Origin of the sequence: Streptomyces sp. DSM 40868 (assembly GCF_011820545.1) — a bacterium.
In the GTDB taxonomy this organism is placed as follows: Bacteria; Actinomycetota; Actinomycetes; order Streptomycetales; family Streptomycetaceae; genus Streptomyces; species Streptomyces eurythermus.
Window position 1 is genome coordinate 8,433,921 of the sequence record NZ_CP050504.1, and the last position, 26,237, is coordinate 8,460,157.

Annotated in this window: 31 protein-coding genes and 2 pseudogenes; 19 read left to right on the forward strand and 14 right to left on the reverse strand. The window is 72.1% G+C overall.

The genetic code is table 11. The features are described 5' to 3' along the window. Positions 1–17: 17 nt before the first annotated feature. From HB370_RS37865 to HB370_RS37905, 9 genes and pseudogenes are all read right to left on the reverse strand, one after another. A complete protein-coding gene (locus HB370_RS37865) occupies positions 18–1,133 on the reverse strand; it encodes a hypothetical protein (RefSeq protein ID WP_030795107.1) in 1,116 nt (371 codons plus the stop codon). Further along, a pseudogene (locus HB370_RS37870) lies at positions 1,126–1,864 on the reverse strand (glycosyltransferase). Before HB370_RS37870 ends, HB370_RS37865 begins: the two are co-directional and overlap by 8 nt. A 47-nt stretch (positions 1,865–1,911) precedes the next feature. Next, positions 1,912–2,349 carry a hypothetical protein gene (locus HB370_RS37875; protein WP_342451011.1) on the reverse strand — a complete coding sequence of 146 codons (438 nt, stop codon included), beginning with the start codon at positions 2,347–2,349 and terminating at the stop codon, positions 1,912–1,914. Between the two features lie 163 nt (positions 2,350–2,512). Beyond that, positions 2,513–3,142 (reverse strand): hypothetical protein, encoded by a 630-nt coding sequence (locus HB370_RS37880; protein WP_244405812.1) that lies wholly within the window; start codon positions 3,140–3,142, stop codon positions 2,513–2,515. Positions 3,143–3,156: 14 nt separating this feature from the next. Next, complete coding sequence (locus HB370_RS37885; RefSeq protein WP_037703489.1) at positions 3,157–3,660, reverse strand: hypothetical protein; 504 nt, start codon at positions 3,658–3,660, stop codon at positions 3,157–3,159. Positions 3,661–3,714: 54 nt separating this feature from the next. Further along, positions 3,715–4,170, reverse strand: a complete 456-nt coding sequence (locus tag HB370_RS37890) for a hypothetical protein (protein ID WP_167513086.1) — start codon at positions 4,168–4,170, stop codon at positions 3,715–3,717. Positions 4,171–4,534: 364 nt separating this feature from the next. Then, positions 4,535–5,020 carry a hypothetical protein gene (locus HB370_RS37895; RefSeq protein WP_051816146.1) on the reverse strand — a complete coding sequence of 162 codons (486 nt, stop codon included), beginning with the start codon at positions 5,018–5,020 and terminating at the stop codon, positions 4,535–4,537. A gap of 18 nt (positions 5,021–5,038) precedes the next feature. After that, positions 5,039–6,556: an ATP-binding protein gene (locus HB370_RS37900; protein WP_030792861.1), complete on the reverse strand. Its 1,518-nt coding sequence runs from the start codon at positions 6,554–6,556 to the stop codon at positions 5,039–5,041. Positions 6,557–6,584: 28 nt separating this feature from the next. Beyond that, positions 6,585–7,037, reverse strand: coding sequence for a DUF6238 family protein (locus HB370_RS37905; protein ID WP_030792863.1), 453 nt, complete (start codon positions 7,035–7,037; stop codon positions 6,585–6,587). 683 nt (positions 7,038–7,720) lie between these two features. On the opposite strand from HB370_RS37905, the gene HB370_RS37910 reads away from it, so the two are divergent. After that, the gene (locus HB370_RS37910) at positions 7,721–7,969 is read left to right on the forward strand and encodes a hypothetical protein (RefSeq protein WP_157855652.1); all 249 of its coding nucleotides are present in this window, start codon (positions 7,721–7,723) and stop codon (positions 7,967–7,969) included. Here HB370_RS37910 and HB370_RS37915 read toward each other — a convergent pair. From HB370_RS37915 to HB370_RS37935, 5 genes are all read right to left on the reverse strand, one after another. After that, positions 7,966–9,447, reverse strand: coding sequence for an SCO6880 family protein (locus tag HB370_RS37915; protein ID WP_030792867.1), 1,482 nt, complete (start codon positions 9,445–9,447; stop codon positions 7,966–7,968). The two genes, HB370_RS37910 and HB370_RS37915, sit on opposite strands and share 4 nt — an antisense overlap. 74 nt (positions 9,448–9,521) lie before the next feature. After that, a complete protein-coding gene (locus HB370_RS37920) occupies positions 9,522–10,919 on the reverse strand; it encodes a conjugal transfer protein TrbL family protein (RefSeq protein ID WP_030792870.1) in 1,398 nt (465 codons plus the stop codon). Between the two features lie 16 nt (positions 10,920–10,935). Continuing rightward, complete coding sequence (locus HB370_RS37925; protein ID WP_030792873.1) at positions 10,936–11,610, reverse strand: hypothetical protein; 675 nt, start codon at positions 11,608–11,610, stop codon at positions 10,936–10,938. Next, positions 11,610–11,921, reverse strand: a complete 312-nt coding sequence (locus HB370_RS37930) for a DUF6112 family protein (protein ID WP_030792876.1) — start codon at positions 11,919–11,921, stop codon at positions 11,610–11,612. Before HB370_RS37930 ends, HB370_RS37925 begins: the two co-directional genes overlap by 1 nt. Before the next feature lie 100 nt (positions 11,922–12,021). Next, positions 12,022–13,140 (reverse strand): C40 family peptidase, encoded by a 1,119-nt coding sequence (locus HB370_RS37935; protein ID WP_030792878.1) that lies wholly within the window; start codon positions 13,138–13,140, stop codon positions 12,022–12,024. Positions 13,141–13,646: 506 nt separating this feature from the next. On the opposite strand from HB370_RS37935, the gene HB370_RS37940 reads away from it, so the two are divergent. From HB370_RS37940 to HB370_RS38020, 18 genes and pseudogenes are all read left to right on the forward strand, one after another. Then, complete coding sequence (locus tag HB370_RS37940; RefSeq protein ID WP_030792881.1) at positions 13,647–14,402, forward strand: site-specific DNA-methyltransferase; 756 nt, start codon at positions 13,647–13,649, stop codon at positions 14,400–14,402. A gap of 199 nt (positions 14,403–14,601) precedes the next feature. Beyond that, positions 14,602–15,150, forward strand: coding sequence for a DUF4913 domain-containing protein (locus HB370_RS37945; RefSeq protein WP_051816157.1), 549 nt, complete (start codon positions 14,602–14,604; stop codon positions 15,148–15,150). Beyond that, positions 15,147–15,629 (forward strand): hypothetical protein, encoded by a 483-nt coding sequence (locus HB370_RS37950; protein WP_030792887.1) that lies wholly within the window; start codon positions 15,147–15,149, stop codon positions 15,627–15,629. The genes HB370_RS37945 and HB370_RS37950 overlap by 4 nt, the downstream gene beginning before the upstream one ends. A gap of 16 nt (positions 15,630–15,645) precedes the next feature. Next, positions 15,646–16,347 (forward strand): hypothetical protein, encoded by a 702-nt coding sequence (locus tag HB370_RS37955; RefSeq protein WP_030792890.1) that lies wholly within the window; start codon positions 15,646–15,648, stop codon positions 16,345–16,347. Positions 16,348–16,645: 298 nt separating this feature from the next. Next, on the forward strand, positions 16,646–16,978 hold the full coding sequence (locus HB370_RS37960; RefSeq protein ID WP_030792892.1) for an SH3 domain-containing protein: 333 nt from the start codon (positions 16,646–16,648) through the stop codon (positions 16,976–16,978). A gap of 121 nt (positions 16,979–17,099) precedes the next feature. Beyond that, the gene (locus HB370_RS37965) at positions 17,100–17,543 is read left to right on the forward strand and encodes a hypothetical protein (RefSeq protein WP_030792894.1); all 444 of its coding nucleotides are present in this window, start codon (positions 17,100–17,102) and stop codon (positions 17,541–17,543) included. Continuing rightward, positions 17,540–17,989: a hypothetical protein gene (locus HB370_RS37970; protein WP_030792897.1), complete on the forward strand. Its 450-nt coding sequence runs from the start codon at positions 17,540–17,542 to the stop codon at positions 17,987–17,989. Before HB370_RS37965 ends, HB370_RS37970 begins: the two co-directional genes overlap by 4 nt. Before the next feature lie 10 nt (positions 17,990–17,999). After that, on the forward strand, positions 18,000–18,452 hold the full coding sequence (locus tag HB370_RS37975) for a hypothetical protein (protein WP_030792900.1): 453 nt from the start codon (positions 18,000–18,002) through the stop codon (positions 18,450–18,452). A gap of 37 nt (positions 18,453–18,489) precedes the next feature. Continuing rightward, positions 18,490–19,335: a winged helix-turn-helix transcriptional regulator gene (locus HB370_RS37980; protein WP_030792903.1), complete on the forward strand. Its 846-nt coding sequence runs from the start codon at positions 18,490–18,492 to the stop codon at positions 19,333–19,335. Then, a complete protein-coding gene (locus HB370_RS37985) occupies positions 19,332–19,817 on the forward strand; it encodes a hypothetical protein (protein WP_030792906.1) in 486 nt (161 codons plus the stop codon). The genes HB370_RS37980 and HB370_RS37985 overlap by 4 nt, the downstream gene beginning before the upstream one ends. Then, a complete protein-coding gene (locus HB370_RS37990; RefSeq protein ID WP_030792908.1) occupies positions 19,814–21,034 on the forward strand; it encodes an MFS transporter in 1,221 nt (406 codons plus the stop codon). Before HB370_RS37985 ends, HB370_RS37990 begins: the two co-directional genes overlap by 4 nt. Before the next feature lie 32 nt (positions 21,035–21,066). Continuing rightward, on the forward strand, positions 21,067–21,387 hold the full coding sequence (locus HB370_RS37995) for a hypothetical protein (protein ID WP_106980796.1): 321 nt from the start codon (positions 21,067–21,069) through the stop codon (positions 21,385–21,387). A 92-nt stretch (positions 21,388–21,479) separates the two neighbouring features. Further along, a complete protein-coding gene (locus HB370_RS38000) occupies positions 21,480–22,706 on the forward strand; it encodes an ATP-grasp domain-containing protein (RefSeq protein ID WP_051816158.1) in 1,227 nt (408 codons plus the stop codon). A gap of 32 nt (positions 22,707–22,738) precedes the next feature. Next, positions 22,739–23,848 carry a hypothetical protein gene (locus HB370_RS38005; RefSeq protein ID WP_051816148.1) on the forward strand — a complete coding sequence of 370 codons (1,110 nt, stop codon included), beginning with the start codon at positions 22,739–22,741 and terminating at the stop codon, positions 23,846–23,848. Next, positions 23,845–24,465, forward strand: a complete 621-nt coding sequence (locus HB370_RS38010) for an HAD family phosphatase (protein WP_030792915.1) — start codon at positions 23,845–23,847, stop codon at positions 24,463–24,465. The genes HB370_RS38005 and HB370_RS38010 overlap by 4 nt, the downstream gene beginning before the upstream one ends. A gap of 70 nt (positions 24,466–24,535) precedes the next feature. Continuing rightward, positions 24,536–24,742, forward strand: a pseudogene (locus HB370_RS42760) (hypothetical protein); the annotation flags it as partial. A 187-nt stretch (positions 24,743–24,929) separates the two neighbouring features. Then, entirely contained in the window at positions 24,930–25,334 is a 405-nt protein-coding gene (locus HB370_RS42765; protein WP_342450999.1) for a DUF317 domain-containing protein, read from the forward strand. 28 nt (positions 25,335–25,362) lie between these two features. Next, complete coding sequence (locus tag HB370_RS38020; RefSeq protein ID WP_051816149.1) at positions 25,363–26,226, forward strand: hypothetical protein; 864 nt, start codon at positions 25,363–25,365, stop codon at positions 26,224–26,226. Positions 26,227–26,237: the final 11 nt, after the last annotated feature.

The following is a 26,237-nucleotide window of genomic DNA, read 5'->3' on the forward strand; positions in this document are numbered from 1 at the left end:
AGGGGGCCTTCCTACGGTCAAAGGCGGTGTGCGGGCCGGTCCGCGGGCAGGGCGCGGGGCGGGGGTGCGGGGAGTGTGGGCGCGGGAGGCGGGCTTGGTGCTGCGGCGCGGGCCTGGCGCAGGAAGCTGTCGCTGTGGGTGAGCCAGGGCGCGATCACCGGCCAGGTGCGCTGGTGGTGGTCGGCGCGGGACAGCGGGACGCCTCGGGTCAGGTCATCGCGTACCTGTTCAGCGGCGAGGAGCGCGGCGGCGAGCTGGTCGAGGGCCTCGGCGTCCTGCGGCCACGCACTGGCCGCAGGACGGCACCGGTCCAGCAGCACCGGGGCGTGGTCCACGACGGTGAGGAACTCGCGCCACGCGCGGTCCAGGAAGGCGCCGCCTGCCCAGGCGCCCTGCCTGGACTGTTCTGGCAGGGCACCCTCGCCCCCTGTGGCGGTACGCGGTTCGTGCTGGGCTCCCAGTTCCGACTGGATGAGGCCGAGGGTCTCGGCCACCATGGTGGTGCGTCGCTCGTGGACGGCCCGTTCGTAGGCGGGCAGATACCGCTCGGTGATCGCCTGTGCGGCGGGGCCGGGGAACGGTCCCACGATGATGCTGCGCGGGGCGTGCGGATCGCCGTCCACCTCGCCGAACGCCGCGGGAGCGAGGGCACCGACCAGGTAGCCGAGCCGGTGCCCGGGGCGTTCGGCCAGCAGCAGGATGGTGGCGGTGGCCTGGTTGGTGAGGGTGGCGGCGTAGGGGATCCGGGCAGTCCGCACGGCGTGGGCTAGGTCGCCGTTGTCCCACAGATAGGGGAGGAGGTCTTCCTGCCACACTGGGTGGGCGTAGATCTCGACCTGCGTGTTCCACTGGCCGGGCAGGAGGCGGGCGATGTCGCGGGCGGCGTCCCCGATGAACCGCCGGCTGCTGGCCGTCACCTCGATTCCGGACGCCTGGGCACGCTGGACCAGGCGGGCCAGGGCTTTTTTGGCCGCTGCCTCGTCCGCGTCGGACACGTGGTATGTCCCGGCCTCACCCCGGCGGAACCCGGTAGCGCCCAGTACCTTCTCCGCGGATTCGTAGTGCTTGCCGGTGGCGATGGCGACGACGCCGATGTTCCGGCTGTAGGTGAGGGTGATCTGGGCGTCAGCCACGTGCGGTCTCGCGGCGGGTGAGCGAGCGCAGGCTGCGGCCGTAACTCCAGGCGTGTTCGCGGGCGGCGGCTTCCAGCTGGTCGTATCCGGGCTGGGCGGTCATCTGCCCGGGGTGCTTGCGGTAGCGGTAGACCGGCTGGGGCAGCAGGATCCCCGGGGCGAGGCTGGTGATGCCGATGGCCGTCATGTAGTCCTCGCCCTGGACCAGGCCGCCCATCGGGGCGGCGCGCACCAGCTTGGTGCGGGCCAGGATTGTGGTCGGCCCGATGGGGATGGTGTCGGCCGGCGAGTGCCAGTACGTCCACACATCCCCCGCCTCGTGCCGGCCGGGCGGTGTCGGGCAGCGCCAAAGCGTTGTGGTGCCGTCGGGGTGGAGGTCCTCGCTCCACCCGGCGCACCAGCCCACCCCCGCTTGCTCCAGGGTGTCGAGCCGTGCCGCCAGCGTGCCGTCGGGGAACAGATCGTCGTCGTCGGCCCAGTTCACGTACGGGGTGCGGACGAGGTTCAGGGCGAGGTTGCTGGGCGCACGCGGCGCCGACTGGCCGCGGCAGTGCCAGCGTACGGACCCGAGGATCGCCGGCCAGTGGTGCCGGTAGGCGTGCGGGGTCGGCGCCGTCGAGGGCGATGACGGCCTCCCACGGGACCGTTTGCCGGGTGAGGCTGGTGTGCAGGGCGGTCAGGAAGCCGAGGCGGTCTTCGCGCAGGCGGGTGGCGATGACGACTGTGATCACAGGCGGTGTGGGCAGGGCAAGATCTCCAGGTTGCGGTACGGGGTGGTTCAGCGGCGGGCTGCCGTACGGGACGGCACCGGCGCGGTCGCGGGTGCGGCTGGCGTCGGCCCGGCCGCAGCGGGCGTGGCGAGCGGCGAGGGGGCGGGGGCGAGCCAGTACCGGGGGTTGTCGCTGAAGCACTCCAGGGGGTAGGCGTCCCAGCCGACGACCGGGCCGGCATTGGCGTACGGCATGCTGATCACCTCGATGCCCTCCGGGCGCAGGACGTAGCCCCATTCCAGGTCCTGGTCGGCCGCGTCCTTCTCGGTGACCGTCATACGGGTCGGCGGTGAGCCGTCTGGGGTGATGAGGTGGTCCAGGGTTTTGCTGGGCCATCGGTCGCCGCGGGTCAGCTCTTCGACGATGTAAGGCTGCGCGCCGTCGAGGAGGTCGGTGCCCAGCTCTTCCCAGCCGACGGTCACGTCGTCCACGAGATGCCGGGTCATGGCATCGAGGTCGCGTGCGAACCGGTACTGGAAGGCGGCCAGGAGCAGGGGCAGCTGCGCCGTCGGATAGCCGTCGAGGTGTACGTAGATGCCGTCATAGCCGCTTGCGGTGGGACGGGCGATGAAGGAACGGGTCGACAGAAGATCTCCAGAGACGGTGAGGTCAGCGGCCCGGGGTCGGGCCGGCGGGCGGGGCGCTGGGAGGGGAGGGGGGAAGACCGGGTGCCTTCGGGCCCTGCTGCGGGCTGGGCGGGGCTGGTGCCGGGTCGTATTCGGCCCGCAGGATCGCCAGGTCCGCTTGGTGGGCAAGGGCCAGTACGGACAGGCTGTGGCTGGCCGCGGTCATCAGCATCTTCGGCGGCGATCCCAGCTCCGCTCCTCGGTTCTGGTCCCGCCATCGGGCGGCGGCCACGAGGTAGTTGCTGATTGCGTGGAGCAGGGGGTGGGCGGCGTCCAGCAGGCGCTGGGTGACCGCGCTGGCCTCAGCAGGGGTCTCGGCGGCGGCGAGTGCGTCGAGATACGGGGTGAGGTCGGGGGTGGGCAGGTCCTGCTCGGGCAGCGGGTGTCGGGCCAGGAAGTTTTCGGCGTCGCGCTTGGCCCAGCGCAGCAGGTCGTTGTCGGTGGCGATGCCGTAGCGGGCGGCGGCGATCTGGTCGGCGTCGCGGCCGACGTTGTCGTACAGCTCGAAGTCGGGATCTCGCAGAATCGTCTCCTGGAAGAAGAAGTCGGGGATGGTCGAGGTCGGCTGGCCGTGCGGCAGCCGCCGTACGGCCGAGGTGGGAAGGGCGCGCACGGGGCGGAGGCCGGTCAGCGGGCGCGGGCCGGGCTCGCCTGCGGGGAAGGCGGGGCCGCAGCGGGTGACGCTGTGCGGGTGTCGGCGGCGCGACGCAACTGCTGGGCAGCGCGGATCAGATGGGTGCGGGCTGCGGTGAAGTGGTCGGCGAGGCGCTGGTGTGTGGCTGCCGTGGCCCGGTTGCGGTCGCGTCCGGGGGCCTGGTGGGTGAGGTCGAGCAGGACGCCGAGGTCGTGAACGGCGCGGCCGAGGGCGGCGAGCGCGCCGCTGGTGGGTCCGGCGGCACGGGCGAGGGCGAGCGTGGTGCGGCGCTGGGAGGACGTGACCTGGTCCGGATAGCGGGCCGACGCCCGGTGACGGGAGGCGCTCTCGCCGGCCAGGTAGCCCAGCAGTCGTGCCAGGTTGCGTATTTCGTCGTCCAGGATCTCCCCGACCGCTGGGTCGGCGCGGACTTGGTCGGGCAGCGGGAACTGGTCGGCGATGGTGTTGAGCTGGTCGGCGATGCCGTGGAGCAGCATCCGCTGGTCCCCATGGGACAGTCCGGGTGTTCGCACGGGAAGGGCCCGGAACCGCTATCGCCGCGCGGTCGGCGGCTGCTTCGGGGCAGGGGGCGCGCCGAGTGCCGGAGCCGTTGTGCGGGAGGAGGGAGGAGTGGGGGCGGCGTGACGGAGGTTCACGCCGATGCCCTGGGCGGTGAGCTGCCGCAGAGCGCTGCCGAGCAGGAGGGCACGTTCCCCGGGGCCGTAGGAGGTGGGCAGTACGAATGCGGCCTCGTCGGGGCTGTACTGGAATCGGTACTGGTAGAGGACGGGGCGGGCTGCGGCGGGCACGCTGTCATACGGGGCGCCCACCACGCCGTCGGGGTACCAGATCAGCGTGAACGACTCGCTGACCTCCGGTGTGGCGGGCCGGTGCGGTGGCTCCGGCTGGCGGCGGGCCTTCTCGTAGACGGCGGCGAGCGCTTCGACGTAGCGGGGCAGGACGCGGCGGGTGACCTGGGCGGCGGCACGGACGGGATCGTCGGGCACGGAGATGCCGTTCGGCTCAACGACGCCGCTGAAGTGGTGCGGTCGCACACCGTCGGGCCGCAGGGGCGCTACCAGGTACTGGCCCGACGAGCGGGGGCGCGGTATCACGATGAGCTGTTGGCCTTCGGGCCCGTCGAGGACGGTGATGGGGGTGTCGGGCCAGTCGAGCAGGGCCGAATGGGGCGGGCCGCAGTCCCAGACCCGCTCTGCGAGGCGGCACTGGTCTTCGAAGGGCAGGACCTCGGTGTCCCGGCGGAACCAGTTGCCGGACAGGTGCGCGGCGAGGCCGGTGGTGAAGGTGCTGGAGGCGTGCGGGGGCAGGTGGGTTTCTCCTGGTGGTGAGGGCGGGCGGCCAGGGGCGGTGTCAGCGGCGCGGTCCGGCCGAGGGCGCTGGTGCTGCGGTGGCGCTGGAGGAGGGCGCGCCCGCGCCCGGGTGTTCTGGCCCTGCTGCGGGAGGCGTGTAGTGGGCGCGCAGGTTCTCCAGGTCGGCCTCGGCCACCTTGACCACTGCGGTGCGGATGGTCTGGGCCGCTTCGCGCAGCAGGCGCACCGCCTGGGGTGTGTGCCGGTGCTCGGTGCCGGCCCAGAGGGCGAGGGTGACGAAGTGGGCGGCGATGTGGTCGAGGACGGGTGCGGTGGCGGCGACCAGCTGGTGGGTGAGGGCGCTGACCTCGGCGGGCGTCCGGGCGTCGGGGAGTGCCTGGAGGTAGGGGGTCAGGTCCGGCAGCGCGGCCGGCTGGTCGGGGAGCGGGTGGCCGGCCAGAAACGGTGCGGCGTCCCGGCGGGCCTTGCGGTAGAGGTCACCGGGCTCGGGGCGGTTGGGCGACCGTGGGGACGGTTGGTGCGGCAAGGAGGCTTCCGGTGCGGGTCAGTGCATGCGGGCGTCGGTGTCGAAGAGCGCCAGCTCATGGGTGTGGAGCAGATGTTGAATGATGAAGGACCTGCCGGCGACCTTCCACAGGCCGCGTCCGCGGTTGAGGTGCGCGATGGCGTCGACTTCCACGGAGGTCAGGCCGAGCAGGGAGGCGGCGGCGTGGAGCTGGTCGGTCTCCTGCCGGTAGATGATCCGGGTGGAGCAGTCGGCCAGGAGGCCCTCGGCCAGGGCCCGGCCCTGTGATCCGGCGTCGCCGGCGGTGAGCAGGTCGGACAGCCGGTGGATCACCATCAGGTTCGCGATGCCGAGCCCGCGGGAGAGTTTCCACTGGGCCTGCATGCGCTGGAGCAGGCCGACGTGGCGCATCAGGCGCCATGCCTCGTCGTAGACGATCCAGCGCCGGCCGCCGTGCGGGTCGGTCAGGGCGGACTCCATCCAGGCCGAAGCGCAGGTCATGGCGAGCACCAGGGCGGTGTCGTCACCGGACCCGCCGAGCCGGGACAGGTCGATGGTGAGCATCGGTGCCCGCGGATCGAACGTGATGGTGGAGGGCGCGTCGAACATCCCGGCCAGGTCACCGTGCACGAGACGGCGCACGGCGTGGGCGAGGTCACGGGCGGCATCCCCGAGGTGACCGGCCATCGTCCCGGCCGCCTCGTCCAACTGTGCGGGCTGGTTGAGGGCGGCGGCGACATCACCGAGCAGCGGCGTACGGCCGGTGCCGGCGGCCTGGGTGACCGCGATGTCCAGGGCGACGTCGAGCGCGGTGTGCTGCATCGGCATCAGGTCCCGGCCCAGCACGGTACGGGCCAGCGAGCCGAGCAGCAGCAGGCGCCGCTTGCGGATCTCTCCCTCCCAGTCGGCCTCGGTGATGCTGTCCGGGCGCGGGGCGGCGTCCAGCGGGTTGAGGCGGCCGGGCAAACCGGGGCCGAGGGCGACGCAGGTGCCGCCCAGCGCTTGGGCGACCGGCGTCCACTCACCCTTCGGGTCGCAGGGGACGTAGACGCGGTACCCGAACGCGATCGACCGCAGGGCGAAGCTCTTGGCGAGCGCGCTCTTGCCCTGGCCGATCACCCCGGCCAGCAGCACGTTGGGGTTGGTGAAGCCCTCCACCTTCCCGTACAGCGCGAACGGGTCGAAGCAGAAGGAGGCTTCGGCGTGGACGTCGCGGCCGATGTAGATGCCTTCGGCGCCGAGACCGCCTTCGGCGAGGAAGGGGTAGGCGCCGGCCGCGATGGCGGTGGTCATGCGGTGGGCGGGCAGCTTCAGCCGGTTTCCGCGTGCCGAGGTCCGGCCGGGGCGTCCGCCTGCCGGGTAGACCGGTGGCGGTGGGTCGTGTTCGGCCGGACCGGCGCCGGCCAGGGTGCGGTCGGTGGTTTCGGTGCGGGCTTTCGCGGCGGCTTCGGCGAGCCGGCGGCGGGCGGCACGCCGGGCGGCGCGGTCGGTGCCGTGCGGGGTGAACAGTGGGGAGGCGGAGGCCCGGCGGGCGCGGCGGGCGGGTCGATGGTTCATAGGGGCGCCTCGTCTTTTCGGGTGAGGCTCACCGCACGCACGAGGTGGTGTGCGGGGCGCGCAGGTCGGTGGGGGTGGTCTTGCGGCGGACGATGTGTCCGGCCGCGAGGTGGCGCTGGCAGATGGTGAGGAACGGCGGGCCGTCGGGAAGCTGCTCGGGACGGCACGCCACCGAATCCTTCTGCGCGGTGGGCAGCAGGTGGAAGGCCGCGTGGATGTCGGAGGCGGCCTGCCACAGCCGGGTGTGGGCGGTAGCGAGGTGCCGGCCCGCGGCCGGGTGCGGGGGACGTGCTGCCTCGGCCAACTGGTCGAGGAGCCGGTGCAGTTCGGTCAGGTGGGTGTGAAGGGCGTCGAGGTGGGCTCGGTCCGGCGGGCCGGCAGGCCCGGGGCGGGTCAGAGCGCGTGTGTGGTGACGGACGCCTGCGGTGGCGGCCCGCAGATAGGGGTGCGAGTCGGGCACGCTGGGACGGGGATGGATCAACGGGGTGTTCCTTGCCGCTGGGGAGGCGGGAGCGGGGGGCCGGAGTCGGGCCGGCTGCTGCGGTGGAATGGGTACGGTGGGTCGGCGTGCCGGGGGCGTAGGCGAACCGGCGGCTTCTGTTCGCTGCGCAGGTCGTTGTATTCGCCGCGCGTGGGGAGGTTGGGGTGGTGGCTCAGCTGCGGCAGGCAGACGATGTCCGCGTCCTGGCCGTCCGTGGTCCCGGCGGTGGCCAGGTGCCACACGCACCAGCTGGGGAGGCTGGCCAGGGAGCGGATTGCGTATCCGAAATCCATGGCGTGGACGACGAAGCGGGTCGAGGCTTCGCCCAGTGACGCTCCTGGCCGGCGAAGGTGAGGGTGAACGGGCCGGGCGTCGGCGTATCGAGGCAGACGGCCAAGCGGGCTCCTGCGGTGTTGAGATGGTCGCTCGCCGCAGTGGCGGTGGTGATGCGGGCGTCGTTGTATTCGTAGAGCTTGTTCTCGACCACCTCCAGGGGCGTTCGGTGGCCTAACGGTGCTGGTCCGAGTGTCGGATGGAGTCCGTACCCTGACGCGCGAGACGTGGCGTGATGCCACGGCTGCGAGCATCCCCCGAAGTACATCGTGGTCCAACCCAGTGAATTGGCTCACCCGATCGGACGCGCTAGGTGAGCAACTGGTCGCTGGCATGGGCACGGTCAGGGCATGACTACAACGACTCACTTTAAGACGGCTGTTTCCCGGATGACGCGCGCGTTCACGGTGGGTGCCACCGTCGGCATCGTTTGTGCGGCGGGGGCCGCCACTGCCACAACCGCCGTAGCCGCGACGCCCACCACGCACGTCGCCACAAAGACAGTCCCGGCCTCCGCTTACGCCCGCGACGTGGACGACACCGTGGAAGAGATCGGCTGTGGCAACGGCCTCTTCCCTCCCCTCAACTTCTGCGACTAGAGGGTGGTGCGGGCGAGGGGGAGCGCGCCGACGGAGAAGGCGTCCGGCTGCTGATACCACAGCCGCCGGAGGTCGACACCGGCGGTGACGGCGGCGGTCTCGATCTGCGCGCACGCGGCGTCCAGGGCGGCGTCGGTGTCGGCGCTGACGGTGACCAGGCCGGTCAGGGCGACGTCGGCGTGCCCGGCGATCAGCTGCCGCTCGCGGTTTTTGACGTCGGCGTACTCGATGGAGTCCTCCTCGCTGTCGACCTGCCCGCGGCGGGCGCGCTCGGAGGCGTCGGCGATGATCGCGGCCTTCTTGCGCTGGACGTCGCGCAGCGCGGATTCGAGCTGCTGCGGGACGTAGGTCAGGGACAGGGTGCGGCGCACGCCGGCGGTGAACAACAGCCCGTGCAGGAAGCCTGCGCCGATTTCGGTGCGGGGCCAGTTCTCCACCCAGTAGGTGGCGTGCCGGGCGGAGTCGGTGGCGATCCGGTCGTACTCCTCGACCTGGACGACGGGTCCGGCGGCGGCCGGGTCGGCTTCCGCGTGGCCGGTGGGGGACCACTGCTGGAGCGTGGCGAGCGCGTGGGGGTCGTAGGCGGTGCGGATGACGGCGGCGATCTCCCGGGCGGTCAGCCACCCGGTGATCATCAGTCCGGCGGTGCGGGCGGCCTGGGCGATCGAGGCGGTGGTCTGCTGCAGGACGGTGAACGCGCCCGGGAGGCCGCCGCCGGCCTGGGAGATCAGGCGCTTGGCGGCCTTGAGGTCGAGGGAGATGGCCAGGTAGGTCTCGTGCGGGGCGGCGGCCGGTCCGGCGGAGGCGACCAGGTCCGCGTAGACCTGTCCGGCGACCGGTGTCTCGGGCCGGCCGTGCTGCGTCCAGTGCCGGGCCAGGGTGTCTCCGGAGTCGGGGACGGTGCGTTCCAGGACCTGCACGGTGGCGACGTGTCCGGTGCGGGCGGTGCCCGCCAGCGCGCGCCCCCAGCCACCCACGTTCTGGTTCTGCGTGGCCGGGTCGAGCAGGGCGAACGCGCGGCTGCTGACGCGGGCGACGGCGGTGAGGGTCTGCTGGTGCGGGTCGTGGACGGCGGCGGCGCCGTTGGCGGAGTCGCCTGGGGTGACGACCTTGAGGGAGGCGGCGGTGCCGGGCAGGTGGAGGAGGCCGTCCTGGCGGGGGCGGGTGACGGGCCGGGCGAGCCACAGGGTCTGGCCGGTGTGGTGGCGCCAGGCGTAGCGGGCGACGATGGGTGCCCAGTCGATCAGGGAGCGGCCCTGTCGGCGGACGGTGACCAGGGCGGCGATGGTCGCCCAGAGCGGGGACAGGGCGATGACGCCGAGGAGCCCGGTCGTAAGAACCGTGACCAGGAGCAGGGCGAGCGCGGCGGCGACGAGGACGAGCTGGTGGAAGGTGAGGCCGAGCAGGATGCCGCGGCGGCTGCGGTGCGGGAACTTGACGGTCGGGGATATGGCTGGGGTGGCGGCGAGGTCGGACAAGGGCGGGTCCTGGAGCGAAGGCCCGGGGGCGGGACGGGTTCCCGCCCCCGGGGGATCGGGCGTCGGGCAGGAGGTCACAGACCGGCCGCGGGCGGCGGCGGAGGCGAGACCGGCCCGCTCGTGCCGACGTTCTGCGCTCCGGGAGACTGCGCGCCAGGGGAGGGCGCGGCACCCTGCGGCGGCGGAGCCGTCGTCGGCGGGGCCGACCGCCATCCGGCCTGCCCGCCTCCGGCTGCGGCATTCTGAGCGAAACTGCCGGCACTGGCGCTGCCGGTGGTGCTGGGACCGGTGCCGGTCGGGCTGGTGGTGTCGTCGGTGACGTGGGTCGATGGCTGAACGGGACGTTCCACACCGGTCTTGACAGACGTGCCGCCGGACGCGCCACCGGCGTCTGCCTCTCGTGCGGAGTCCTGTGTGCTGCCGGACGGGCTGGCGGCGATGTCGCCGGGGAACCCGTGCTGGCCGGGCACGCTGTCTGGACCCTGCGGAGCGGCGGCGGCACCGCTGGTCCCGGCGGTGGCCGCCATGGAGACGGCCTTCCTCCCGGCGCGCTCGGCGTGCTGCCGGGCCATCTGCGCACCGGCACCGCCGGCGCGGTGCAGGGTTTCCCCGTCGGATCCCTCGGCCGCCCAGTGCACGAACTTGAACGTTGCGTACGGGCACAACAGCACCAGGACCATGATCACGATGCCGGCGAGGACATCGGCCAGAGCCGCCAGACCGTCCTTGGTGTCGGAGTTGCCCATCGCGGCGATACCGAGGACAAAGATGATCGTCATCAGCAGCTTGGAGACCACCAGGGTGGCGGTGGCCTCGATCCAGCCCTTGCGCCAGCGGCGCGCGGCCTCCCAGCCGCCACCGGCGCCGGCGAAGGGGGCGAGGGTGACCATGACCAGGATGCCGACCTTGCGCACCATCATCACGCACCAGAACAGGAACGCGCCGATGGCGGTGGCCAGTCCCGCGAAGACGGCGACGAGCCAGCCCAGCCCGGCCACTTGTGCCAGGGCGCTGACCTTGACGATGCGGCGCACCGCGGAAGCCAGGTCGGTGTTCGCGGCCTCGAACAGGCCGGCGGACAGGGCGTCGGTCACTTCGACCGCGACGGTGGTCAGGGCGATGGCGGCGAACGCGAAGATCACACCGGATGCGGTGCCGGAGAACGCCTGGGTGAGGGCCTGGCCGTCGCGGCGGATCGCGGCACGCACCAGCTGCGCGCAGAAGGTGGCCACGAGGACGACCAGGCCGATGGGCAGGATCGTCTCGTAGTTGTCGCGGAACCACCCCGCGTTCAGATCGACGCGGGTGGTGGCATCAACGGCCTTCGATGCCAGGTCGGCCGCGGACGCGGCGAGTTCGCCGGCGCTTCTCGCCATCCAGTTGCCGATGTACTTGCCCGGGTCGGAGGCGAAATCGATGGCCTCGCCGACCGAGCAGACCTTGTCCGCCAAGGGAAGGCTGCAAAACCCCACGGAGTGCTCCTTCAGGTCAGGGCGCGACGCGCGGGGCGATGGCGACGAGCGAGCAGTCGGTGGAGGGGCGGCACTGGACGGCGAGGGTGACCGAGCGGTCCTCCGCCCCCGTGCCGCCCTTGGCCCAGGTGATCGTCTGCTTGCCGGTGACGGTCACCGCGTAGATGTACGCCTTGGTGATCGCGGCCGGGTCCTCGGCGAGCGCCTGCTTGAAGGCGGCCGGGTAGTGGCCCTCGGCGATGGTGGCGGTGGCGTGCTGTTCCTGGTCCGCCATCCGCGACCACAGCACCGGGTCCGGGATCTGCGCCGCCACCGAGGCCCAGTCGCCGTACTCGCCCTCCTTCGTCATCCACGCCCGCATGCCGGTCAGATGCTGGGCCTGGCTGGTGGTGCGGGTGTCGTAGGACCAGAGCATCTTCGCGGCGGCCTTGGCGAACTGAACCGGATCGGAGATGCTGGGCGGCCCGGCCACCGGGCCGCTCCAGGAGGAGGGCTGGCCGGTGGGGGCGGTGGAGCTGTGCGTGGGTGACGGGACGGGGTCGGCGGCGCTGGTGTCGGGGTGGTCGTCGCGGCCGGTGAGGAAGGCGGTGGCGGCGGCCAGGGCCAGCAAGCAGGCCAGGCCGATCGCGATCACGGTGACGCGACGCTTCGGCGACCAGCGCAGGCTGTAGTTGGTGAGGCGTTTGAGCATCAGTGGACCTGCGACCCCAGGTTGGAGAAGAAGGCCACGATGCCGTTGGCCGCGCCGAGGCCGAGGGCGGCGCCGGCGGCGACCGTGGCGCCCTTTTTACCGGTGGCCTCGGCCTGGTGGCCACCGGTGTGGTGGCCCCACGCCCAGACCGCGAGGCTGACGGCGAGAGCACCGACGACCGCGATGATGCCGAACAGGTTGATCGAGTTGACGACGGTCTTCAGGACGGACAGGCCCGGGAGGCCGCCGCCCTTGGGGGAGATGCCGGGATCGTAGGCGAGCCGGACGACATGGTCGGCGAGCAGGGACACGGGGATAGAGGGCTCCTTGCGTGTGCGGGCCAGAAGGCGCGGGTCGGGAAGTTCAGGAAGACGGGGGTGGTGCGCCGGGTGGCGCGAGAGGGGGGTGGCGTCACAGGACGCGGCGGGCGGCGAGGACGGTCCAGTCCTTCAGCGGCGTGATCCGTACTGGCTTGCCGGTACGGGGGGCTTCGATGACCAGGCCCTGGCCGATGTACATGCCGACGTGCTCGGGACGTGCGGCCGTGCCGCGGCTGAAGAGCAGGTCACCGGGCTTCAGAGCCTTCGGGGAGACGGCCTTGCCCTCACCCACCTGCGTATAGGTGGTGCGGGTGAGGGTGACACCGGCGTGGCGGTACGCCTGCTGCATCAGTGAGCTGCAGTCGCAGCGGGCCATGGCGTCGGGGCCGTGCGGGTTGGTGCAGGAGCCGCCCCACTGGTACATCGTGCCGAGCTGGTGCATCGCCCAGACGATCGCCTTACGGGCCCGCGGATCGGTGTCCTTCGGGATCGTGTACCCCTTCGGGACCGCACCCTCGGGGATCGGTCCGAAGGACGTCCCGTCGGCGCCGTCGCAGCCGGTCGCCGTGGCGGGCGCCGCGCCGTCCTTGCCGGAGTCCTTGTGCCAGGAGCCGGGGAAGGTGGCCGAGATCGCCTTCTGCAGCGCGGTCGCCAGCGGCTCCCACTGCGCGTAGGCGTCCGGGTAGGCGGAGCGCTGCACCGCCTGGGCGGCCTGGGTGACGGTCATCTGCTGCCAGCCGTGCACCTGCAACAACGCCTTGTAGAACCGCTCGCTGGCGTAGACGGGATCGCGGATCTGCTCGGCGGTGCCCCAGCCCTGGCTGGGCCGCTGCTGGAACAGACCGAGGGAATCCCGGTCACCACCGGACAGGTTACGCAGCCGGGACTCCTGCATCGCGGTGGCCAGCGCCACGATCTGCCCGCGCCCGGGCACGTTGAGGCTGATGCCGGTGGCGACGATGGTCTGCGCGTTCGGGATCTGCTCGGCGGGCAGGTCCAGGCCCTTGATATGGACCTTGGAGGCGTCCGCGCCGTCGAGGATCTCGGTGACCTGGTCAGCGATCTTGCTCGTGTCCACGTTGGTCAGGCAGTCCAGCGGGGAGGCGGTGTTCTGGGCGGCTTCGCTGGAGGTGGCCATCATCATGGCGCCTGTACCTAGGAGGAGAGGGGAGAGGAAGACGACGCCGATGCCGGCGGCGAGCGTCTTCAATCGGAAGCGCCCGCAGGGTGGTTGTCGGCTTCGGGCTGGGGCGGGTAACGAGAGGTCATGCATTCTCCGGGGGCAGTGTCCGGCTGCCGCGGCGCGGGGCGTGGTGGAAAGGGTCCGCGGCGGCCGGGGCGGGTGTGAGGGAACGGGCTGGTGCGGGCGAGTAGCCGCTCGCCAGCACTGCCGGGGACGTGGTCCAGGTGTGTGCGGGCACGGGAATGTGCGTGGTGGCGTGACGTTCGGGCCGGCGGCGGCGTGTGCCGGGCGGGTTCCAAAACAGTAGGCCCGGATCGGCCGTTGGCCAAAAAGTCGGCGGGGAGGTGCCGGAATCCGGCCCCTCAGTCGCTTACTTCTTGGTCGTCGGCCGATTCGCGTCTACAGTTTTTCAACTCCCCCTCGCTCTGCCCAATGGGCCGGCCCTGGGCCTTTTCATGCCCGGAAGTCGGTCTGCGGGGCTTTCCGATGCGACGGGCGCTCCCCACCAGCTCACCCGAATCGGGGTTCTCTCTTTGCCTTTTTCCCTGCATCAGGGCGACGCCCTGAGCGTTCTTTCCCAGCTCCCGGATGACTGCGTCGACGCGGTCATCACCGACCCGCCGTACAACTCCGGCGGGCGCACGGCGAAGGAGCGCACCAGCCGCTCCGCGAAGCAGAAGTACACTTCCGCAGACGCCAAGCACACGCTGCCGGATTTCACCGGCGAGAACATGGACCAGAGGAGTTATGGCTTCTGGTTGACGCAGATCATGACCGAGGCCCACCGTCTCACCAAGTCCGGCGGCACGGCGCTGCTGTTCACGGACTGGCGCCAGCTGCCCATCACCACGGACGCGATCCAGGCGGCCGGCTGGCTGTGGCGCGGTGTCCTGGCCTGGCACAAGCCCCAGGCCAGGCCCCAGGCGGGCCGCTTCACCCAGAACTGTGAGTTCGTCGTGTGGGCGTCCAAAGGCGCGATCGACGCCTCCCGCAACCCCGTCTATCTGCCGGGCATGTACTCCGCCTCCCAGCCGTCGGGATCCAAGCGCCAGCACATCACGCAAAAGCCGGTCGAGGTCATGCGCGAGCTGGTCAAGATCTGCCCGCCGGGCGGCACGGTCCTCGATTTCTGCGCCGGCTCCGGCTCCACCGGCGTGGCTGCCCTCCTCGAAGGCCGGGACTTCATCGGCGTGGAGAAGACCAAGCACTACGCGTCCATCGCCGCCGACCGGCTCACGGAAACCATCCGCCAAACCCTCGGCCAGGACGACATGGTCCTCACCGCCTGACGCCACAACCCCTCGCCACACCCACGGGTAACGCCCTCAGCCGGTGCGTGACCTGATTCCGCCTGCCCCTAGCCCTGGCACTCAGGAGGCCGTTTCACCCATGCCCGAATCGATTGAACCCCCGGCTGACGGGGGACCGGACCCGGTGCGTATCCCGGACACCCAGCTGGAGGGCATCGAAGCCAGCGTCCGCCGCCTGATGGAGCAGACCGCGGAGCAGGCCCGGCAGCTCGACCACCTCGCCTCCACCCCGCCCTCCGGCGCCTCGCCGTTCGCGGCGTTCGGCATGCCCGGCTTCGGCGGGCCGCCGGCACCGGCCATGCCCGAGCCGCGGCCCATCCTGGAGCTGGAAGGCGAGGCGTACGAGGATGAACTCGACGCCCTGTCGGACTGGGTCGACGACTTCCTTCTCCCCGTCTACGGAGCGGAGGTCACCACCGCGGCGCCCTGGTGCCTGCAGTGGCAGGAGCACAGCGACGTCGTCGCCTGGCTGCACGCCCTGTGGCTGGCCTACCAGCAGCACAAGGACCCCGAGGCGGGTCTGGCCGGCATGTTCGTGTGGCACCGCGACTTCCTCACCCACGCCATGGCGGCGATCCGCGCTCCCGGCGGTCCGCTGTCCGCCTGCATGACCTCCCCCGAGCGCCCTGCCCACCGCCTCCTTCCCGGACCGCCCCCCTCGGCCCGCGCGGAGAAGGAGTCCGAGGCGCAGGTGCCTGGGCCCGGTGAGTACGGGCTGGCGTCATGAACCAGGGCCAGCGGCCGGCCTTCGGGCTGAGCTTCGACCCCCGCGCGCTGACCGACCTTCTCCAGGCACCCTCCGACATCCGCGACCTCACCCTCGCCTACCTGCAGGAAGTGGTGAACGCCGAACGCTTCGGGACCCGCCTGACCGGCGATCTGGAGGGCTACCGGAAGCTGTTCGTGGACGCCCGCAAGGACTGGCGCGTCGTCTACGGCGTCCGCCCGGCACCCCAGACGTCCGCGCACGCCCGGGAGATCTACGTGGTCGCCGTCCGGCCCCGGGCGGGCAACGACGTCTACGACGAGGTCGGCCGCCGGCTCGGCATGCGCCGTCGGCCCCTGAGCGCCCGCACTCACGCGGCACGCTCCCGCTCCCCGCAACTGGCCGCCCGCCACCCCGTCTCCCGGCGGGTTCCGCTGCCGTCCGCCATGCCGGGCCTGCCCCGCCTGGCACAGAGCGCCAACCCGCTTCACATCCGCTGACCACAAGGAGCCGCTATTGCCTCCCGAGCCGGCGCCCACGACCACCCGGCGCGCCGTGTCCCAGCTAGACCCCCGTATCGAGGCTGCCACCGGCCATGACGTCGACACCCTGTGGGCACACCGCGACCGCGGCCTTCTGGACGAGACCCACGCCGAACTGGTCGACCGGCACCGCGAACTAGCGGCGGCCGAGACCAGCGTGACGTTCTACCGCACCCTCCTGCACCGACTGTCCTCGGGCGAGTACCCGGTCGATATCGCCCTGTTCGCGCGGATCGACCGCACCGTGGACCAGCTGGAGGAGGCCGCCGACGCCCGCGACAGTGCCGCGCAGCGGGTCCTCGCCGCGCTGGAGCCGGTTGAAGCCGCTGCCCGATCCGCCCCGCAGTCCGGCGAACAGCAGATCACTGCCGCCGATCAGGCGGCACTGCTGGCCATCGCTGGCGGCGCCAAGCTCTACGAGCACCTGCTGACCAGCCGCCTGTCGGTGACCACCGCCTCTGGTACCCGCATCCCTTACGCCCACCTGCAGCGGTTGCACGCCGCCGGTCTCGTGGACATCGACACCACCCCTCCCGTTCACGCTGGCCAGCCGGTCAGCCTGACCGACGCCGGCCGCGCCGCGCTGGCATCCAGTCGCCGTCCCCAGACGTCCCAGGCTTCGCCGCCGGCGCCCCGGCCAGGGGCGTGGCCGTCCACTCCCGCACAACGGCGCTGAATCGATAACCGGTCGCCCGCGTCACGAATTCGTGGTGCTGTCCAACTGATCCGCCGTGAGTGCCCGCCGGACCGGACGGAAGCCGTCTTCTTCCGGCCGGTTTCCGCGGCCGGAATCGGCCGCTCGCCGTCTGCCGGGCCGTTCGCTCTATAGGCGCGGCTGCGATTGGCGCGGCGAAACATACCCGATGATCGCCGGTTGGCCAAACCGGCGATTCTCTGGACTCTTATACGGCCGCCGGGACAACACCGGCCGGCACCCCCTTTCCTTCTTCTCCCCGTATGGAGGCTACTTCCGCATGCGCGCAACCAGAATTGCCGTATCCGCCGCACTCCTGGGCGCCCTCGCCCTGCCGATCGCGTCGGCCACGACCGCCACGGCCGCTCCGGTCAACGCCCTGACCCAGTCCTGCACCGACCCGGGGCCCTGGATCGTCGGCACGAAGGCCGTGACTATCCGCTCCAAGGCGTCGGTCAAGTCCACCGCTGTCGGAATTCTCTACCTCGGGCACAAGTTCACCGTCCACAAGGCGAGCGGGAACTGGCGTTACATCACGGACCGCACGACGGGCGTGAAGGGCTGGGTGTCCGCCGCCTACGTCTACCGCGACGTCCCGATGTGCCTCGACTAATACCCCGCCGGCAACGGCGGCGGGATTTCAGCGCCCCCGCCGCTTGGTCTGCCGCCTCACCCTTCGGCCGTTCGGGACCACCGTAGAGGAGTCTTTCTTGTCCGCCGCTCCACCCGATCCGATGGACGACGTCGTGGGCGTGCTCACCGCACAGATCGAAGCCCGCTTCGGAATGGGCATCGACCACTTGAAGGCCGCCGTCACCGCCTCGCCGGCCGCGAATTCCGACGCCACCGACATCGTCAAGTGGCACGGCATGCTGCTGGAGTCCCAGGCGACGCTCGATCGTGCGGAGGACGCTCTCGTGGCCGCGCTGGAGAGCCAGCCCAGCGAGGTGGACGACCCGACGATGGAGCTGGCCCATCGCGTCAATAGGGCCGTCGCCGTCCGTGACGGGCGGGCCATGGTCGTGCGGTGGCTGCTCGACCCTAACGCCGTGGGTAAGCACGGCTTGGCCGCCCGGATGCTGGCCCGCTTCGGCCAGCGCCAGGGCCCGGCCGTACCGACCAGCCCGGCGCCGCGGCCGGCGAGCGCGCCGCAGCCGGGAAGGACCCTTGCGCGATGAGTGCCCAGCACCGGCCCAGCTCCGCGGACGACCGCCTGCACGAGGTGTTCGGCGCCCCGGTCGGCGACCTGCACACAGCCGCGGTACTCCCCAACGCCTCCCCGGCGCTGGCGCGGGCACTGGAGCTGCGCTCCTTCCTGGCCGTGGCCGAGGAGCAGGTCGCCCGGGTCCGCGACCGCGTCCACGCCGCGATGGCCCCCGACCGGGACATGGACGAGTTGTCCGCCGAGGCCCTGCGCTGGGACCAGCAGTGGCTGCAGGCGGCACTCGAAGCCCGCGCCGGCTACCGCACCGCGCTCGATCAGCTCCTGCGCGCCATGCCCGCACCCGGGCAGCACACCCGGACCACGCGCACCGCGCAACCAGCCCTTTCCTCCGCCCCGTCCACGGCCGCGGTCGCCCCGGCACGAACGAGTGCCGGGGCGACCCGGGCCCGCCGACTGTGAAAGCCCCGGCTTGACCCACCCGACGTCCACCGAGATAGCAGGACGGATCGAGGACCTCTACGGCGCACCGCTCGCCGACCTCGAAGCACATGCCCAGGTCCAACCGCCCGACATCCTCACCGCCCTCCTCGGCCTGCACAGCACACTCGCTCTCGCCGAGCACAGCATCACCGTCCACCGCGAACGCCTCGCCCAACTCATCCACCCCGAGCGGGACATCAGCGCCCACGAGGTGGTGCACGTACTCGACTGCGCCCGCCGGATCGCCGAAGCGGTCGCCGTCCGCGACACCCAGGCGGTCACGGCGTCGGCAGTGCTGCAAAGCCTGGTCCGCATCGAGCCCCCCGAACCGGCCGAGCGGGCCGAGCAGGCGGAGTCGCCCGAGCCGTCCCCGGCCCCACCCACCACCACGGTGCCCCCGGCCCCGCCCGCCGCGACCACGACCAGCGCACCCAGCCGCTGACCCGCACGCGTATCCGTCACGAACAGGAGTTCCTTCCTTGGCCCTCACCGGTCTGCCTCCCGACACCGACGCCGACGTCGCCCGGGTCACCGAGGCCCTCGCCATGATCACGCCGCGCTGGAACGTACGGCTCCTGCTCGCCTTGCACGGGCAGCCGCTGCGCTACAGAGAACTCGCCGCGAAGGTGCCGTGGCTCCGCGACGGCCAGTTGGCCCCCAAGCTCAAGCAGCTGTGCGATACCGGTCTCGTTGAGCGCACGGAGCACAACCCGCGGCACGTCACCTACGGCGCGACCGACCGTGCCACCGCGCTGCTGCCGGTTCTGCCGCTGATCGTCACCTGGGCCGAGCAGTGCCTGGAAAAGCCCGAGCAGCCGCTGTCCGCGATCGAGCAGATCGAGGACAGTCTCACCCTGCTGACCCGGCGGCACGCCGCCGCGATCTTGTGGGTGCTCAAGATCCGGGGCGAGGTCAGCGGACCGGCTCTGGCCCAGGAGGTCATTCCCGGCAGCTACTGGACCAACGTCTACCCGCCGCTGCGGCAGCTGGTGGACGACGGACTCGTCGCCACCGACGGCAACGGGCAGCCCTACCGCCTGTCTCCCACCGGGGAAGGTCTCGCACCGGTACTGAGCGCTTTGTCGGCATGGTCCGCCGGCCAGCCCCTGGCCCAGGCCGGACAGCACCCGGTCTGGGGCAGCGCCCAGACCGCGCCGGGACAGCGGATGTGGCTCAGCCGCCCGCCGCGAGCGCAGGCGCCGACGACCACGCCCGCACCGGCCAGGACCGGCCAGACGCCGGTCTGGCAGCGCACCGATCTCTTCTCCCACGCCACCCCGTCCCGCCCGCTGGCGGCCCTGCCCACCGGAGGCCCGCGCCGATGACCCCCCTCTCCCACACCACCGGCCTCCGCCACGCCTGCACGGTGCTGTCCAGGCCCGGCCTGATCCGCTTGGTCACCGAGATCGACGACAACGGCCCCATCCCCCCGCGCAGCCTGACCCGCACCCTGCCCGACCACCATCTGCACTACACCGTCCGACAGGCTCGCGCCCTGGGACTGGTCCGCCACGAGCCCGGTGTGGGCCTGAGCCTGACCCCGTCCGGCTCGGGCCTGACCGACATCTACGACGCGCTCGCCCGCGTCGCACGCCGCCACCACCTTCCGGCACCGGTGTGCGACTTCACCACCCGCGTCCAGCACACCCTCACCCTGCTCGCCATGCCCGTCCTCACCACCGAGCAGACCGAACGGGGCTCGCGGCCGGCGGCCGAGGATCTCGACGGAACGCGTGCCCTGCTCCAGCAGTGGCTCCAGGAGAACCCCCAGCTGACCCAGGGCGCCGAGCCCGTGCTGGCCGCGTGAGGGCCGCCAGAACCCGGCACGACCGCCGCTCCTCCCTGTTCCGCAGTGTCTACCTGCCCCGATCGGTCGACGGGGCCGCGTTCGCGATGACCACATACGGCATCCCGCTCATCGTCGTCGCGACCACAGGGTCGGCCGCACTGACCGGACTCGCTTTCGCCCTGGAGTGGCTGCCACGCCTGGTGGCGTTCACGGTGGCCGGCTCCCTGGTCGACCGCCACGGCATCACCCGCGTCTTCCGTACCGCGTGCGTCGGCCGGGCACTGGCCGTGCTGCTGGCCGCGCTCCTGCTCGCGGTTCCCGCATTTGGGGTGCCGGCGGCGGCGGCGGTGGTGATGGTGCTCGCCCCAGTGAGCGGCTTCCTCACCGAGTGCAGCTACATCGCCGCCGAGACCGCGGGCGGCGAGGCCAGCCGCACCGCCGGAGCGCGGGCGCACCGGGTGCAGTCGGTGCTGCTGGGCATCGACCAGACCGCCACGCTGGCCGGCCCCCTGGTGTCCGGCCTGCTGCTGGAGTACGGCGGACCGACACTCATGCTCAGCACACTCGCCGCCCTGTCCCTGCTGGCCGCCGCCCTGCTCCCGCACCGGCAGCACACGCCCAGCGGCGATCGGCAGAACGCGAGCGGTGTCCGGGCCGGCTGGGGCACCCTGCGCGCCCTGCCCGCCCTGGCCTGGCTGGTGGGCGGCCTGCTCCTGTCGAACTCGGCCATCGCCCTGCTCCAGGCGGCGATGCCGGTGATCGTCGTCACCGAGCTGGGCCGCTCCAGCGCCGATGCGGGACTGATCTGGTCCGCCGCCGCCCTCACCTCCCTCCTCGCGATCACCGCCGCGCGCCGGGCGATCGACCGGTGGGGACTGTGGCCCGTCGGCGCCACCGCCGCCGCCATCGCCGCAACCGCCACCCTCGCCGTCGCCCAGGCCGACACCTACCACGGCTACCTCGTCCTGGTCGCCCTGCTGATGGCCGGCGAAGGCGGCCTCACCGTCGTCCTGCGCACCCTGCGCTCCCACCTCATCCCGCCCGAGGTCTTCGCCAGCACCCTGAGCCTGACCATCCTGCTGCTCCTGCTGCCCTTCCCCGCAGCCGGACTGCTGATCGCGGCCCTCCCGCCCGGCCAGATCGGGCACGCCGTCACCGCCACCGCGCTCCTGCAGGCCCTCGGCCTGGCCGCCGCCTTCACCCGGCTGCGCACCCTGCGCACCACACCGGCCTGAACCCCTGGCCCCCGAAAGGAACGACGCGCCGCATGCCCACCGTGCAGGACGAACTGCCCGGCCTCACCACCCCGCGCCGGGACGACACACCCACGATCAGCGAGCAGTTCCGCGCCTTCGACGCCGAACACCCGTGGATCTACCGCGCCCTGGAACGGCTGGTCGAGGAACGCCTGGCCGCCGGAGCCGAGCGGGTCGGAATGAAGGCCCTGCTCGAAGCCCTGCGCTGGAGCCGCCCAGTCGGAGTGAAGGGGCTGAACAACAACTACACCGCCCTGTGCGCGCGCAGACTGCTCGCCGCCCATCCGCAGTGGGCGTCCGTGATCGAGGTCCGCCGCCGGCGCACCCCGTAAGCCGCCCACGCTTCCCCTTCGTCGTCTCGTCTGAATTTGAGGAGTTCCTTTTCGTGTCCCGTCCTGTCGTCCTGGTCGTCGCCGCCGCCGACATGGAAGCCGAGGCGTACCGCGGGTACTGCCTGCAGTCCGTGGCCGCCGTCTACGACGTCATCCTGATCACAGGCCAGGAGCCGTCGTGGGAGGTGCCCTACCTCCGCGACTGCATGGTGGTGCCCGACCCGGCCGACCCGGTACAACTGTCGGCCGCCGGAAAGACGCTGGCCGAGCGCTACGACCTGGCGGGCGTGTTCACCTGGACCGAGTGGTACCTCGTGGCCGTCGCCCGCCTCGCGCGCCAACTCGGTCTGCCCACCAACTCCCCGGAAACCATGCAGGCGTGCCGCAACAAGGCCACCTCGCGTGCGCTGTTCGCCCGGCACCAAGTCCCCTCGGCCGCCTCGGTGAGTGTGCGTACCAGGGCCGAGGCCGAGGCGGCGGCCGAGCGGATCGGCTACCCGGTCGTGCTGAAGCCGGCCGCGCACGCGGCCAGCATCGGCGTGATCCGCGCCGACACTCCCGAACAGCTCACCGCCGCCTATGCGTTCGCCGGCAAGGCTGCCGGTCTGGGGCAGGAGAGCCAGAGCGTGCTGGTCGAGGAGTATCTCGACGGGCCCGAGGTGTCGGTGGAGTGCGTTACCTACCGGGGCGAGACCACCGTGGTCGCGGTGACCCGCAAGACGGTCAGCGAACCGCCGTACTTCGAGGAACTGGCCCACTCGGTAGACGCCGCCGACCCGCTGCTCGATGTGGTCGCCCCCGCGGCACGCGCCGCGATCCGCGCCCTGGGCATCACCGACGGCGTCAGCCACGTCGAGATGCGTTTGGTCGACGGCCGGCCGAGGTTGGTCGAGGTCAACGGGAGGATCGCCGGCGACATGATCGGCCACCTCGTGGACCTGGCGACCGGCATCGATCTGCCGCGCGCCGCCGCCGACATCGCCTGCGGCCGGGCACCCGATCTCACCCCCACCCGCTCCTCGGCCGCCGCGATCCAGCTGATCTACCCGCCCGTCTCCGGCACCCTGCGCCGCGCCTACCTCGACGGCATCTGCCCCCGCTGGCTGGACCGCCTCCACTTCCAGCATCAGGCCGGAGACCAGCTCCTCCTCCCGGCCGACGGCGGCACCATGTTCACCGCCCGCATCGGCTACCTGATCACCACCGCCCCCACCGCCGACCTCGCACGAGAACGCGCCGACCAGGCCGCCCGCCGCCTCCACATCGACATCACACCCCTTACGGGCCGCGCGTCTGTCAGCGGCGGTTGCGCCGCGTGAGCCGTCCCACTGCCGCTGCCCGCTGCAGCCGGATGCTGCTGACCGGCTACTTCCTCGGCCTGGGCGTCGTGATGGCCATCTGGGGCGCCCGGATGCCCGCCGTCCAGCACGCCGCCCACCTCAGCACCGCCCAGCTGTCGCTGGTCCTGCTCGCCGCCGCCCTCGGCATGGTCGCCGGCCTGCGAACCGGTGGCCGCCTCGCCCGCCCCGAACGGCTACCCCACCTCCTGACGGGAGGAGCCGTCGGCCTCGCTGGCGCACTCGCTGTGCTGGGCCAGTGCCGCACCCTGGCCTCGCTGCTCGCGGCGGCGCTCGCCTTCGGGGCCGCGCACGGTGTCGTGGACGTCGCCGCCAACTCCGCGGCGGTGCGCTGCCAAAACGCCTATGGCCGGCCCATCATGTCCTCCCTGCACGCCGCCTACTCCCTCGGCGCGCTCGGCGCCGCCGCCCTGGCCGCCGCCACCGCCGCGACCAGCCACAGTGTCCTGTTCCTGGCCACCGGGCTGGCGCTGACGGCCGCCGTGCTCGCGGCCAGACCGCGCACCCTCGCCCTGCACGGCGCCGACCAGCCGCCCACGCCCAGCGGCGGCGCGGCAGCGGTGCTGCCGCGCCGCAGGCTGTGGCTGCTGGGGGCGCTGGCGGCATCCAGCCTGCTGGGAGAAGGGGCGGCAGCCGACTGGGCGGCCGTGCACGTCCACACCCTGGGCGGCACCACGGCCGCCGCGGCGAGCGCGTTCGCCCTCTACAGCGCGGGCATGACCCTGGGCCGGCTGACCGGCGACCGCCTCACCACCGCCTTCGGCACCCCGACCGTGGTCCGCGCCGGAGCACTCCTCGCCGCAGCCGGCCTGACCACCGGCGTCCTGGCGGGCAATGTGCCCGCCGCCCTGGCCGGCTGGACGGTCTTCGGCCTCGGCCTGTCCACCACCGTCCCCAGTCTGATCACCGCCGCCGGGACCGGTGGGCCGAAGGCCGTGGCCACCGTCTCGGTGACCGGCTACCTCGGCCTGCTGGCCGGCCCCGCCCTCATCGGCGCCCTCGCCACCGCCACCACCCTCCCCACGACCCTGCTGCTGCCCGCCCTCCTCGCAGCCGCCCTCGCCGTCCTCGCCCACCGCGCCCTGGAGAACACCGCCCCTTGACCCGCACCACCCTGGACGCCGTCATCCTCGACTACAACGGCGTCATCGGCCTGCAGCCCACAAACGATCAGTGGCTCCGCCTCGCCCGCACCGCCGCCTGGCCCGACCACGACCTGACCGGCTTCCAGCACGCCTTTTGGAGCGCCCGCGAACCCTACGACGCCGGCCAGCTCAGCGACCTGGCGTACTGGGCCCGGGTCCTCGGCTTCCACCCCGGCCCCCGCCTGCTGCACGAACTCCGCACCGCCGACACCGACATGTGGACCGGCACCGACGAACGGGTCCTGGCCGTCCTGCGCCGCGCCCATCGGGCGGGGCTGCCGATGGTGCTGCTGTCCAACGCCCCCGCCTACCTCAGCGACGTGCTCGATACCCACCCCTGGCGCCGGATGATGCACCAGTCCCTGTATTCCGCCCGGCTGCAGGTGTGCAAGCCCGACCCGGCCGCCTACGAACACGCCCTGAAGGCCACCGGCGCCGACGATCCCCAGCGCGTGCTGTTCGTGGACGACCGCGCCGACAACTGCCGCGCCGCCGAAGAAGCGGGTCTGCGCACCCTGCACTACACCGGCAATCCGGCCGATCTCGGAGCCGCCCTGACGCCCGCGGCCGGCTGAACGCCACCGGCGAGTCCCACCCTCCAGGACCTCATTGCCTCCCGACAACGCCCTCTCGGCCAGCGGCGACGTGTACGTTTCCCCGCGCTACCTTGCCGGACTGCCCGGCCACGCCGACCCCAGCTTCGACCCGGTAGCCCACTGGCCGCACCACTACCCCGAAACCGGGCCGTGCCAGCTCGTCGTCGCCTCACCCGACCACCGCATCCGCATCGGCTGGTTCGGCGACGACTACGACACCTGGGTCATCAGCGCGGCCGAAGACCCCGTCTCCCCACCCCGCTGGACCGCCCGGATCAACCACACCACACCCCCCGAGATCGTCGCAGGACTCACCCGCCGCCCTCGCCGACGAGTGGGCCGAGGACAGCAACACATTCCTCAACCAGCCCTCCGTGTACTGGACCACCGGCATACGCCCCCTCCTCGATGCCGGCTGGAAGAGAAACCCTCCACGCCACGGCGTGGTGGACATCGTTGCCCCGGACGGGCTGGCCGGGGCGAGCATCGACGTCGCCGCCCCAGACCCCGACGCCGAGGCGGTGACCCTGTGGGCCGGACCACCGGGCTGGGCCACCCGCGCCGAAGCGGTCTTTACCGCGCGCACCCCCTCGCACCTGATCGCCGCCCTCGCCGACCCCACCCCGGTCATCCGCAGCAGGACGACCCTGCACCCGCGCCTGGCCGGGCGGGCTCAGCTCGCCCCCGTCGAACCGCCCAAGCCCGCGGTGCCGACTCCGCTGGACGTCCGGCGTGCCGCGGCAGCCCGCCGCCCGACCGTTCTGCCGACGAGCAGCGCGCGTCGCTGGACCACCAGCACGCCACCGCCCCCAGCACACCCGGCGGCCCGCCCGGGGCTGCGGCGCTGAACCACTTCCGCCCCCGCGAAAGCCACCCATGCCCCTGTATGCCAAGCAGTTCTTCACCGAGCAGCTCCGGCTCACCGACGGCACCGTCATCGGTGACTCCTACTACTCCGCCCCCACACCCGGCTCGCCGCTACGGCTACGGATCGACTTCGCCCGCACCATCAGGGTCGGGGAATACGACGGCCTGCGACTGCAGATCCTCCACACCGAGCAGGGCGTGCTGGACAGCCTGATCCTCACGTTCGCCGCTCACGGCACCTTACGCAGCCGCGACGACGCCCTTGACCGCCACCCCGGAGACGACGGCTACGCCGTCATCCGCGACTGGAGCGAGCGCGACGAGCCTCCGTGGCAGGGCGCCGCAACCACCAAGCTGCGTCAGGCGATCGAGCAGTACACCGCCCTCTGGTTCCCCCAGACGGCGAAACAGCAGCTGAAGCAATCACACGACGCGCTGTCCCCGGCCCGTCGCCCGGCGACGGAGGCACCCAACGGGTTGTGGCTCACCGACCCGGACTTCCGCACCCGGCTCCACGGCGCCACCGTCCGGGTCCTCGATGTCCTAGCCGACTGCCTGGATGACGACTTCCGCCTCATCCAAGCGCTCGACGGAGCCCGCCACCAAGCGGACGAACTCCTCGGCGTCCCGCAGGCATTCGGTGCTCTGGCCGAGGCACAGGCCGCAGCCCAGATCGTCGGAGGCGACATCGGATCGCCCTTCGACCCCGCCATCGCCCGAGCCCTCGTCCTCCTGGACCAGCGGCCCGTCGAAGAACAGGAACAGGCCGTGCGCACCGCGCTACGCCGCCTCACCCTCACCACCCGCAGTCACGCCCCGACCGCGCCTCGACCACCTGCGCCACTGCCCCCTTCGACCGGCCGGACCCGCTGACCGCCGTACTC